Source organism: Roseateles sp. (assembly GCF_036486225.1).
In the GTDB taxonomy this organism is placed as follows: domain Bacteria; phylum Pseudomonadota; class Gammaproteobacteria; order Burkholderiales; family Burkholderiaceae_C; genus Roseateles.
Genome location: NZ_DASVNZ010000309.1, coordinates 1 through 11280, shown reverse-complemented (window position 1 = coordinate 11280; position 11280 = coordinate 1). Strand labels below are relative to the sequence as shown.

Annotated in this window: 12 protein-coding genes and 1 pseudogene; 3 read left to right on the top strand and 10 right to left on the bottom strand. The window is 69.6% G+C overall.

Annotated features, from left to right (window positions below; translation table 11 throughout):
- The 6 genes from ligA to VF536_RS20675 form a co-directional block, all read right to left on the bottom strand.
- Nucleotides 1-296, bottom strand: a 296-nt coding sequence (gene ligA / locus VF536_RS20700; protein ID WP_331616760.1) for a protocatechuate 4,5-dioxygenase subunit alpha, incomplete at its 3' end; no start/stop codon positions are given.
- A gap of 11 nt (nucleotides 297-307) precedes the next feature.
- Nucleotides 308-1243 carry an amidohydrolase family protein gene (locus VF536_RS20695; RefSeq protein WP_331616759.1) on the bottom strand — a complete coding sequence of 312 codons (936 nt, stop codon included), beginning with the start codon at nucleotides 1241-1243 and terminating at the stop codon, nucleotides 308-310.
- A gap of 31 nt (nucleotides 1244-1274) precedes the next feature.
- Nucleotides 1275-2210 carry an NAD(P)-dependent oxidoreductase gene (locus VF536_RS20690; protein WP_331616758.1) on the bottom strand — a complete coding sequence of 312 codons (936 nt, stop codon included), beginning with the start codon at nucleotides 2208-2210 and terminating at the stop codon, nucleotides 1275-1277.
- 2 nt (nucleotides 2211-2212) lie between these two features.
- Nucleotides 2213-3160, bottom strand: a complete 948-nt coding sequence (locus VF536_RS20685; protein WP_331616761.1) for a tripartite tricarboxylate transporter substrate binding protein — start codon at nucleotides 3158-3160, stop codon at nucleotides 2213-2215.
- 270 nt (nucleotides 3161-3430) lie between these two features.
- On the bottom strand, nucleotides 3431-4114 hold the full coding sequence (gene ligK, locus VF536_RS20680; RefSeq protein WP_331616757.1) for a 4-carboxy-4-hydroxy-2-oxoadipate aldolase/oxaloacetate decarboxylase: 684 nt from the start codon (nucleotides 4112-4114) through the stop codon (nucleotides 3431-3433).
- Between the two features lie 81 nt (nucleotides 4115-4195).
- Entirely contained in the window at nucleotides 4196-4891 is a 696-nt protein-coding gene (locus VF536_RS20675; RefSeq protein WP_331616756.1) for a substrate-binding domain-containing protein, read from the bottom strand.
- A 141-nt stretch (nucleotides 4892-5032) separates the two neighbouring features.
- On the opposite strand from VF536_RS20675, the gene VF536_RS20670 reads away from it, so the two are divergent.
- Nucleotides 5033-5920 (top strand): LysR family transcriptional regulator, encoded by an 888-nt coding sequence (locus VF536_RS20670; RefSeq protein WP_331616755.1) that lies wholly within the window; start codon nucleotides 5033-5035, stop codon nucleotides 5918-5920.
- Between the two features lie 107 nt (nucleotides 5921-6027).
- On the opposite strand, the pseudogene VF536_RS27745 reads toward VF536_RS20670, so the two are convergent.
- The 3 genes and pseudogenes from VF536_RS27745 to VF536_RS20660 all read right to left on the bottom strand — a co-directional run.
- Nucleotides 6028-6465 (bottom strand): annotated as a pseudogene (locus VF536_RS27745) (GNAT family N-acetyltransferase); the annotation flags it as partial.
- Complete coding sequence (locus tag VF536_RS20665) at nucleotides 6453-6728, bottom strand: DUF1778 domain-containing protein (protein WP_331616754.1); 276 nt, start codon at nucleotides 6726-6728, stop codon at nucleotides 6453-6455. The gene VF536_RS20665 and the pseudogene VF536_RS27745, both read right to left, overlap by 13 nt.
- Before the next feature lie 220 nt (nucleotides 6729-6948).
- Entirely contained in the window at nucleotides 6949-8694 is a 1746-nt protein-coding gene (locus VF536_RS20660) for a RecQ family ATP-dependent DNA helicase (protein ID WP_331616753.1), read from the bottom strand.
- A 208-nt stretch (nucleotides 8695-8902) separates the two neighbouring features.
- Between VF536_RS20660 and VF536_RS20655 the strand changes: the two genes are divergently transcribed.
- Together VF536_RS20655 and VF536_RS20650 are read left to right on the top strand one after the other, a co-directional pair.
- Complete coding sequence (locus tag VF536_RS20655) at nucleotides 8903-9058, top strand: DUF3309 family protein (RefSeq protein ID WP_067272324.1); 156 nt, start codon at nucleotides 8903-8905, stop codon at nucleotides 9056-9058.
- A 94-nt stretch (nucleotides 9059-9152) separates the two neighbouring features.
- Entirely contained in the window at nucleotides 9153-10577 is a 1425-nt protein-coding gene (locus VF536_RS20650; RefSeq protein WP_331616752.1) for a calcium-binding protein, read from the top strand.
- A gap of 58 nt (nucleotides 10578-10635) precedes the next feature.
- Here the strand turns inward: VF536_RS20650 and VF536_RS20645 are convergent.
- Nucleotides 10636-11280 (bottom strand): SDR family oxidoreductase (locus tag VF536_RS20645; RefSeq protein ID WP_331616751.1); only part of this gene is annotated, 645 nt, incomplete at its 5' end.

The following is an 11280-nucleotide window of genomic DNA, read 5'->3' as shown; positions in this document are numbered from 1 at the left end:
CCGGCGGCCATCTGCTGGTAGCTGCGACCGTCGGTCGCGCCGATCTTGGCCAGGAAGTAGATGTTGCCGCCCAGCCGGATGCACTGGTTGAGGTCGCGCGCCAGCACCGCTTCCTTCTGCGCCGCGGTCATCGCCCATTCGTCGAGATAGGTCCGCTCGTCGGCCTTGAAGCGCGCGCGGTTCTCGGCCTTCATGAGCGACATGCAGAACTGGTTGAGCCAGTAGCCCTTGCGCGCCTGGTCGGCGTCGAAGATGGTGGTGCCGGGGATGTCCTGGTAGGGCTTGTCGATCGGCATGGCGGTCTCCATCAGCGGATGGCCTCGGGCCAGTAGAGCCGCATCGGGTTGTCCACCAGCAGCCGCTGGCGCAGTTCGGCGGTGGGGGCGATGCGCGGGATCACGTCGACCAGCAGGCCGTCGTCGGGCATGTGGTCCTTCAGGTTGGGGTGGGGCCAGTCCGTGCCCCAGAGCACGCGGTCGGGGAATTCCTCGACGACGCGCCGCGCGAAGGGGATCACGTCGCGGTAGGGCTCGGGTTCGCCGTCGAGTGCCGGCGGCCCGCCGACGGACAGGCGTTCCGGGCAGGTGACCTTGCTCCAGACGAAGGGGTGCTCGCGCAGGAAGCGCAGGAACAGCGCGAATTCCGGACCGTCCACCGGCTTGGTGACGTCGGGCCGGCCCATGTGGTCGACCACGACGGTCGTCGGCAGCGCGCTGAAGAAGTCCCAGAGCTCGGGCAGGTCGGGCGCCTCGAAGTAGATGACGACGTGCCAGCCCAGCGCCTTCACGCGCTGCGCGATCTCCATCAGCTCGTCGCGCGGCGTGAAGTCGACCAGGCGCTTGACGAAGTTGAAGCGCACGCCGCGCACGCCGGCGTTGTGCAGGTCCTGCAGCTGCTCGTCGGTGATGCCGCGGCGCACCGTCGCGACGCCGCGCGCACGGCCGCCGGAGGCGCGGCAGGCGTCGACCATCGCGCGGTTGTCGTCGCCGTGGCAGGTGGCCTGCACGATCACGTTGCGGCTGAAGCCGAGCCGGTCGCGCAGCGCGAAGAGCTGCGTCTTGCCCGCGTCGCAGGGCGTGTACTTGCGCTCGGGCGCGTAGGGGAACTCGGCGCCGGGGCCGAAGACATGGCAGTGCGCGTCGACGGCGCCGTCGGGCAGCGTGAAGCGCGGCGTCGACGGGTCCTGGTACCAGTCGAGCCAGCCCGGGGTCTTGTCGAAACCGCCGGAGGTCGGGAGCGTCATCGCGGATCCTTCTTCGAAATCAGAGCTTGAGTCAGAGCTTTGGTTTGGCGAGCTGCGCCAGCAGCCGGTCGGCCTCGGTGCGCCAGTCCTGGCTGCGGCCGAAGTCCGCCTCGCCGCGCCGGCCGAAGACGCCGTCCTCGGCCAGGTCGGCCATCCAGGCCTGGCGTTCGGCCGTGCCTTCGGCGCTCCACGGCGTGAGGCCCGCGTCGCGCACGGTCTCGGCGACCTCGCGCACCTCCTCGCTGCGGCGGCGCCCGTGCTGGATCACGCGCTGGAAGAAGTAGGCGGCCTGCTTCTCCCAGTCGATGCCGGGGAAGGTCTCCTTCAGCGACGCGAGCACCGCGTCCTCGACGCCGTAATGGCGCGCCGAGGTGAGGCTCTCGATGACCGTGGCCTCCAGCCCCTTGATCATCACGCTGCGGCACATCTTGGTCGCGCTGACGACGCCGATCTCCGCACTGCCGATCGTGGGCGCGAAGCCCAGCTGCCGCAGCAGCGGCTCGGCCGCCGGCGCGTGCGGGCCACCGAGCAGCAGCGGCACGCGGATGCGGTAGGGCGGGACGCTGGTCATGACGGCGCCTTCGACATAGCGGCCGCCGGCCGCATGCACCGCATCGGCGGCGGCGCGCTTGACCTTGGGCGAGGCCGAGTTGAAGTCGAGCACGAAGGTGCCCGGCCTCAGTCCGGCCGCGGCGGCGCGCGCGGCGTCCAGCGTCTGGCTGGCCGTGACCGCGCTGATCACAAGGTCGGCCGGCGTCGCCACCATCGTCGAGGAGGCGCCCAGCTCGACGCCGAACTCGACCGCGTGCTCGCGCATCGTGTCGGCGTCGCTGGACGGCGACTCCAGCTTCAGGTCGTAGGCGCTGACCGCCACGCCGGCGGCGCGCAGGTCCTCGGCCAGGATGCGGCCGACCTCGCCGTAGCCGACCAGCCCGACGCGCAGCGATGGAGGAGCTTCGGCGCTCATGGTCAGTCCAGCGAGATGTTGAGCCGCTTGATCAGGTCGGCGTACTTGGCGGATTCGCTGGCGATGAAGGCCTGGTACTGCTCCTTGGTCGTCGGGAACACGTCGTAGCCGAAGGTGGCGTAGCGCTCGCGGATGTCGGGCTCGGCCAGGGCGGCCTCGATGTCGCGCTGGATCTTCTCCTGCACCGCCTTGGGCAGGCCGCGCGGCGCCGCGATCGTGGTCCAGCCGGTGACCTCGTAGCCGGCGGGTCCGCCGGACTCGCTGACGGTGGGCAGGTCCGGGAAGGCCGGGTGACGTTTCGGACCGGTCACCGCGATGAAGCGGATCTTGCCGGCGCGCTGCAGCGGGCCGGCCGTGGCCATCGAGCCGAGCGCGAAGTTCAATTCGCCGTTGGCCACGGCGGTGTAGAGCATCGTGGTCTCCTTGTAGACCACGTGCGTCATCTGCGTCTTCGTCATCGCCTCGAGCTGCGCCGCGCCCAGGTGCACCGGATTGCCGATGGACCAGGAGCCGTAGTTCAGCGCGTTGGGATGGGCCTTGGCGTCGGCCACGATGTCGCCGACCGTCTTGTACTTGCTGTTGGCCGGCACGCCGACGAAGAAGTAGGTCTTGAACAGCGGCGCGATCGGATCGAAGTCCTTGACCGGGTCGTAGGGCAGCTTCTTGAACAGGTGCGGGTAGACGACGAGGTGGACGTTGTCCAGCTGGATCAGGTCGTGGCCGTCGGTCGCGCCGCGCTTGAAGGCGTCGATCGCGATGAAGCCGTTGGCGCCGGGCTTGTTCTCGACGATCACCGGCTTGCCCCACTTCTTGGACAGCTTCTCCGCCACCACGCGAGCGACCGTCTCCGGACCCGCACCGGCCGGGAAGGGCGTGATGATGCGCACGGGCTTGGTCGGCCAGTCCGCGGCCGGGGCGCTGGCCTGGGCGGCGGCCAGCCGCGGCAGCATCGCAGCCAGGAGAACCGCCGCGAGGGTCAGGACTTGCCCGGTGCGCCCGGTCTTGCTCCCTCTTCCGCTTGCGGGAGAGGGCAGGGGTGAGGGCCAGCGGCGGTGGCAGTACGGAAGTCCGGTGCTGGAATCCGGCGTGAAGGTGAAGGCAGTCATCGTCGTTGTCTCCGTCGATCTCTTGTCATCGGCGCCCTCTGCAAGGCGGGGCGCTCGGGTGGATGGGAACTGCTGTTCGGAACTGCGGGTAGGTCGGGTAGTGCGGAATGGTGATCAGTCGATGTAGCGCAACCCGGCCTTGGCCAGCGGCTCTCTCATCTTGTACATGTCCAGGCCGAGCACGCCGGCGGCGAACTGCTCGCGCTTGGCGCCCTCGTTGGCCTCGCGGGCGGCGGCGGCGTCCAGCGTCTTCTGCGCCAGCGCCGCCGGCACGCAGACGATGCCGTCATCGTCGGCGACGATCACGTCCCCGGGATGGACCAGCGCGCCGGCGCAGACCACCGGGATGTTCACCGAACCCGGCGTCGCCTTGATCGTGCCCTTGGCGGAGATGCACTTGCTCCAGACCGGGAAGCCCATCTCGTTGAGCGTACGGACGTCGCGCACGCCGCCGTCGATGATCAGCGCGCGGGCGCCGCGCGCCTTGAACGAGGTCGCGAGCAGGTCGCCGAAGTAGCCGTCGCCGCATTCGGCGGTGACGCCGGCGACGACGATGTCGCCCTCGCGGATCTGCTCGGCGGCGACGTGCATCATCCAGTTGTCGCCGGGCTGCAGCAGCACGGTGACCGCGGTGCCGGAGACCGCGACGCCCGACTGGATCGGCCGCATGTAGGGCTTGAGCAGGCCGACGCGGCCCAGTGCCTCATGGACGGTCGCGGCGCCGAAATGGCGGAGCGCATCGGCGGCGATGCGGTCGGCGCGGGCGATGTTGCGGTAGACGACGCCGAGTTCATACATGGCGGGTTCCTTCTTCTGGGGGATCAGGGGAATCGGGGGATCAAGGGCGGGAAGCGGAGGTCGCGGGCGCATGCCTGACGTTCAAGCGGCCGGCGTGGCGAGGCCCAGCCGACGACGCAGCGCGTCGTGGCGGAAGGACGCGAAGTCGTCGGCGACACGCTGCGCGGTGGCGGGTTCGGCGCTGGTCGCGGCGACGGCGGCGGTGAAGCGGGTGACGATCTCCCGTCCCGGGGGCATCGGGCCGAGGATCGTCAGGCCGCCGTGGCCCAGCAGCTCGCTCAGTTGCTGGAAGCCGAGGTCGACATCGCCCTGCGCGACCATCTTCGCCACGGGCACGCCGGCGGGCGACTGGCGCAGCCGGTCGGCCAGGGCGTTGCGCAGGCCCCAGTCCTCGAGCAGCTTCAGCAGCGCCTGACCGCTGGGGCCGGTGGAGTACCCGATGGCGCGCGCGCCGAGCAGGGCCTGACGCAGCGCGTCGGCGGTGTCGACGGCGGGGCGGGCATGACCTTCCGGGGACGCGATGAACATCGGTGAGTCGGCGATCGGACGCAGCGAACCGGGGCGCAGATGACCGGCGCCCAGCAGCCGCTCCATCGCGTCCGCGGCCAGGACGACGAGGTCCAGCGCCTCGCCCGCTTCGACCCGCCGGGCGGCATCCACGCCGCCGATGGACTCGATGCGCAACTCCAGGCCGTGCGCGGCGGTGAACGCGGCGGACAGTTCGGCCAGCAAGGCGCGGGTAGCCATCGAGGAGAGGCCGGCGAGGGGTGCGATCACGGGGTGGTCCGGAAGCGGTCGAGTGGGGCGGATTCTGGTCCCGCCGGCCCAGGCAAACCAGTTCTGGGTTCCACTAGCTGCTATTCAGATCCGGCATGACACGGATGCGGGGCCATGCCGGTTCATGAGAGCATGCGCGGCATGAACCTGACTCAACTGGAGACTTTCGTCCATGTGGCCGAACACGGCAGCTTCAGCAAGGCCGCGATGGTGCTGGGGGTGGCGCAGCCGGCGCTGAGCCGGCAGGTGCGGGCGCTGGAGACGGAACTGCACGAGACGCTGCTGCTGCGCAACGGCCGCGGCGTGGAACTGACCGAAGCCGGGCGTCGCCTGCTGCAGCACGGGCAGGACATCCTGAACCTGGTCAGCCATGCCAAGGACGATCTGCGCGCGCGACGCAGCGAGCCGGTGGGGCAGATCACGATCGCGATGCCGCCGACGCTGGCGCGGCTGCACACGCTGGCGCTGATCCGGGCCTTCCAGGCGGAAATGCCGCAGGCGCGGCTGACGATCATGGAGGGGTTCTCGGTCCACCTGACCGAATGGCTGCTGACCGGCCGCACGGACCTGGCGCTGGTCTACAACCCTGAGCCGGTGCCGGCGCTGGAGATCCTGCCGCTGCGACGCGAGCGGCTGTGCCTGGTCAGTCCCAAGGACCAGGCGCCCGCGCGGCCGCCGACCTTGTCGCAGCTGTCGCGGTATCCGTTGGTGATGCCGCAGCGGGGGCACATCTTCCGCGCGTTGATGGAGCAGGCCGCCGCGATGGCGGGCGTGCAGCTCGACGTGCGCTGGGAAGTGGCGAGCGTCCCGGCGATCCTGGACTGCGTCGCGGCCGGCATCGGCCATGCGGCGCTGGGCGAAGACGCGCTGCAGATCTACGAGAAGCCCGAGCGTCTGGTCACGACGCCGTTCGCGAAGGCCGACATCCAGAGCACCCTGTGCCTGGTCACGCCGACCAGCAAGCGGGCGACACCGCTGCTGCAGCGGACGGCGGGGGTGATCATGAGGATGGTGGGGGAGCCTCGGTGATCCGCAGACCCACGGCGGGGTCTGTCTCCATCGATCGAGGGTGCCGGCACGCGCCTCAATGGAAGCATCAGCAGCAGAGGTTCGGCGGGAGACGGCGAAAATCCATGACGGGCATAGAAGGCCTTCACTCGCGGATCAATGGCGTCGCACATCAACCCCTTGCCGCCGACGATGTGTGCGGCGGCCTGCGCTCGCTGCTGCGCGTCCCGGACCATGGATGAAGCGATGCCATTTCCCTGCCAGGTCATATCGACGGCCAGGCGTCCCAGCAGGAACATGGGCACGACGGAAGGTGCCTTCCGGCGAATCGGACCGATGGCCAGATGGATCTCAAGTGCACTTGGCGCAAGCGAGTAGTACCCGACCACGACATCGCTCGACGTGGTGACGACATAAGTCCTGGAGGCGCCGCTCCGCTGATTCGGCAAGGCATGCTGCGCCAGCCACGCATCGAGGTCCCCCTGTCCGCAGCAGAACCCGCTGAGAACGTGAGACTGCGTCAGCAAGTGAGGCGGCCGAACTTCATGGTCGGTCAACGCTCCCATGGCGCCTTCCTCGCCATCATGCGCTGGTAGGCCGCGTTCTCGGTCAGAGGACGGTCCAAGATCTCCTCAAAGGCCTTGAACTGCTCTTCGCTCATTCGCAATCGCGTCCGGTTCACGGTGTCGTCGTCGGCGGCGTCCATCAATGCGTCCAGCATGAAGTCTGCCCGGGACTTGCTGGCGATCGCAGCCGCGCGGTCGATCAACTGGCAGATCTCTTCTGGGACGTGGAGCTGGTAGGTGGTGGAAGTGATTGGCAGAGTCATGGAACGAGCGTCCGAAGTGAAATCGATGGACTGGAATGCTGCTGCCTATGCAGCCACGAAGCAAGCCAGCCGGCGGGTGTCGCGACAGGAATCCGGCGTTCCGTTGACGTGCCTCAAAAAATCCCTGCGCGACGACGTCATGCTCCATGAAGGCGCGACGCCGCGCATCGCCCCGAGTGGGGCAATGAAGAGGGCATACCAATGGGGGAGAAAGAGGGGCTCAGGCCGCCTTGGCCGCCGGCGGCTTCGCGCGCTTCACGTACTGCGGCAGGAAGCTGCGTTTCTCCTGGCCGAAGGCGACCGTCACGCTGTCCGCGCTGGCCTCGACCACCACGCCGCCGCCGTAGCGCTTGACCCGGACCACATCGCCGGGTTGGAACACGACCGCCACCTCGGCCACCTCTGCTGGGGTGTCAGGTGTTGCCTCGTCGGCGCGCGACGAGGCCTCGCGCTCGTGCGCATCGAAGCGCTCGCAGTTGTCACAGCCGTGGCAACGGTCGAAACCCGCCGCTTCGTCGAAGGCCTCCAGCATCACGCGCCAGCGGCACAGGCCGCTCTGCGCGTAGAACACCATCTGTTCGATCCGGCGCCGGTCCTGTCCCGCCTTCGCTTCGTACCGGGCCAACGCCGCCATCAGCGACGCCACGTCGCCCGGCGCGGGATCGGCCAGCGCGAACGCATCGCCGTCTTCCGTCAACCAGCCTTCGCGGACGAGCAGCCCCGTCAACACCTCCAGCTTGTTGCGCGGCCGTCCGAGCCGCTCCCGCAGCGCATCGAGCGTCCAGCCGGCCTCGTCCGGCGCCGCGGTGCGCAGGATCTCCGTCACGGCCTGGGCATCCGCCGGCGCCGGATACCGGCCGTTCAGGAAGAACTGCTGCACCGCCCGGTCCCCCGCGACGAACAGCAGCGTGCAGTCCGCGCGCTCGCCGTCGCGGCCCGCGCGTCCCGACTCCTGGTAGTAGACGTCGAGCCCCGCCGGCAGCTGATAGTGGATGACGCGCCGGATGTCCGGCTTGTCGATGCCCAGGCCGAACGCGTTCGTCGCGACCATCACGCGTGCTTCGCCGCGCATGAAGCGGTCCTGCGCCTCGTGGCGTTGTGCGGCCCGCAGCCGGCCGTGGTACAGCGCCGATGCGACACCGGCGCCGGCCAGCGCGTCGTTCACCGCCTCCGCGGCCTTCACGGTGGCGGTGTAGACGATCGTCGACGGCAGATCGGTGCCCGTGTCGGCGTCGGCATCCGCGCCATCGCCGGCGCCATCGCCGACGACCAGCGCGATCAGGCGACGCAGCTTGTCCTCGTCGTCCGCCAGCGGCTCGACGCGGTAGTGCAGGTTGGGACGGTAGGTGCCGGCGATCAGGCAGCCCGCGGCGGGGATGTCGAGCTGGCGCGCGACGTCTTCGACGACCTCCGCGGACGCCGTCGCCGTGAGCGCGAGCACGGCCGGCCGGCCCAGCCGCTCACGCGCCTGGCCGATGCGCAGGAAAGCCGGCCGGAAGTCGTGGCCCCATTCGGAGATGCAATGCGCCTCGTCGACCACCAGCAGGTCGGTGGGACGCTCCGCCAGTCGCTCGACCCACTCGGCGTCGTCCAGTCTCTCCGGCGTCAGCAGGACCACCCGGGCGCTGCCGTCGAGCGCGGCGGCTTCCTGCGCCGCGAGCGATGCCGCGTCGAGTCCGCTGTGCACCTGCGCGCAGCGGATGCCGAGCGCGCTCAGGCGCTCGCACTGGTCCTTCATCAGCGCGATCAGCGGCGAGACAACGATGGTGCGGCCCGGTAGCAGCGCTGCTGGCAACTGGTAGCAGAGCGACTTCCCGGCGCCGGTCGGCATCACCGCGAGCGTGTTCAGCCCGCGCAGCACGCGGTCGACGACGTCCTTCTGACCGGGGCGCCAGACGCGCAGCCCGAAGCGGCGGAGTTGCTGAAGGACAAGACGTTCTGAAGGAACCGGGCGGCGCGTGGGCATGAGGTCTCGAAGCGGGTAGGGGGAAGTTCCCGCCCGCCTTGAGCAAGCCGTGGGCCCGGCGCCCTCGACGAGATCGACGCGTTCGACGGGCATGTCCCCACGTTCGTAGACCGGGCACAGGGGTTGCCGTAGGGAGGCCATGCCGCCCGCGTCAGGCCTTGCGCCGCGCGACGGGCCCGACCCACGTAACAACATTCCGGAGACCCTCATGATCAGCACCATCCTGCTCGTCATCCTCATCCTGCTGCTCGTCGGCGCCTTGCCGTCCTGGCCCCACAGCCGCAGTTGGGGTTACGGCCCCAGCGGCGGCCTGGGCCTGGTCGTCCTGATCCTCATCGTCCTGCTGCTGCTGGGCTACATCTGACGACCCGCCGGGGTTTCATCTGGAACCCCGGCTTCTCCCCCGGACACCAACACCGCTTCGCGCGGCAACCGTTGCGCATGTCCCGTGGAGAGGTATGACAGCGAAGAGGAAGTGGCCGTATCACTGGGCCGATGACCGGGCCGATGACCGGGCCGATGACTGGGCCGATCGGGACGCCGACGAGTCGGCGCACCGGCCCCAGCTGCAAGGAAGCCGGCGTGACGACATCCTGTTCGTCAACGATATCTCGGTGGTCGAGACGGCGGCGGGAGGCCTGGGTCACGACCTCATCCTGGGTGACCGCAGGCCGCTCGACACCGCCCCGCAGGTCGCGACCGAGGTGCACGGGCAGGACGGCTTGACGCTGCACGTGATCCGCGGCACGGACCACAGGACCATCGGCGGTTTCTACGACAAGGTGTTTCTCGGCGACGCAGGCGACGACTGGCTGATGTCCGGCGCCGGCAATGACGTGGTTCATGGCGGCGATGGCGACGACGTGGTCTACGGCGAAGGCGGGGGCGACCGCCTGTACGGCGGCGACGGCAATGACATCCTGAGCGGAGACAACCTGTCTGACTCTCTGTTCGGCACCGTCGACCAGCACGGCAACGACACGATCGACGGCGGGGCGGGCAACGACCGGCTGTTCGGGAACGGCGGCGACGACCAGCTTGAGGGCGGCCCCGGAGACGATGAGCTGCACGGCGACGATCCGGCTTCAGCGAACTGGCGCGGCGGCGCCGACGAACTTCGAGGCGGCGACGGCGCCGATCGCCTGTTCGGGCAGGGCGGCGACGACCAGTTGCACGGCGGCCGCGGCGATGACGTGCTCGCCGGAGGCGGCGGCAGCGACTGGCTCGATGGCGGCGATGGAGACGACCGCCTTTATGCGGACATCGCGAACCTCCCGGAGGCAAGCGTCCGCGGGACGCGGCACCCGCCTGCGGACGATGTTGCGACACGCCTGACGGGACGGATCTACCTGCTCGACGCGTCGACCCTTCCGGTCTTTGACGACCTCCAGAGGAAGGTGGACGAGCGAAGGCGGACTCCGCATGACAGTGGCACCACCAACCAGCTGTACGGCGGCGAAGGGAACGATCTGCTGGTATCCGGCGCGGGTCGCGACTGGATGGAAGGCGGATCCGGCACGGACGTCTACGTGGTCGGGCGGATGAACGGCCACGATGTCATCGCCGAGACCAACGCGTTTCCGGGCGACAGGGATGTCCTGCGCTTCGCCTCGCACAGCAACACGTCGGAGATGGACATCCGCCAGGACGGGAGCGATCTGATCCTTGCCTGGACGGCGGGCGGGCGCGACCACAGCGTACGCATCCTGGACCAGTTCGCCCCGGGCTCGACGCCCGCGGTGGCGCTCTTCCATTTCGACGGCGGTGAGGGTCTCGGATTCCACGTCACGGCGGCGGAGATGTCGAGTTGGCTGAACCGCGGCAGCCAGATCGACATGGGGTCTCTGCTCGCGCCGCCGCACTCGTGGCCGCTGGCCCCCTAGTGCGCATGCGCGCGAGGCGCTCGGCGCATGAGGACTGTCGAGTCCGGGTGCTGCCTCTTCAGGCGCCCAGCAGCGACTGCCCGCAGACCCGCAAGACCTGACCCGTGAGCGGGTGCGCGCCCGGCGACGCCAGGAAGGCGATCGCCTCCGCCACGTCCGCCGGCGTGCCGCCCTGCTTGAGCGAGTTCAGGCGTCGGCCGGCCTCGCGCACCATCAGCGGCATGCGGCGCGTCATGGCGGTCTCGATGAAACCCGGCGCGACGGCGTTGATCGTGCCGCCGCACTGGTCGAGCGTCGCAGCCCGCGCACCCACGTAGCCGATCAGCGCGGCCTTCGTGGCGCTGTAGTTGGTCTGGCCGGCGTTGCCCGCGATGCCGCTGATCGACGACAGGCAGATCTCGCGCGCGCCGGCGTTGAACAGGCCGGCATCGTCCAGCCGCGCATCGATGGCGAGGATCGCGGCGAGATTCACCGCCATCACCGCGTCCCACTCCGCAGGCGACATGCGCGCCAGTGTCCGGTCGCGCGTGATCCCGGCGTTGTGCACGAGCACGTCCACGCCGTGCAGCCGCCGTACCGCATCGACCAGTTCATCGAGGGCACCAGGCGCGGTCAGGTCCGCCGCCAGCAGCGAACCGCCGATCTCGCGGGCCAGCGCCTCCAGCGGCTGGCGGGCTGCGGGCACGTCGACGCACAGCACGCG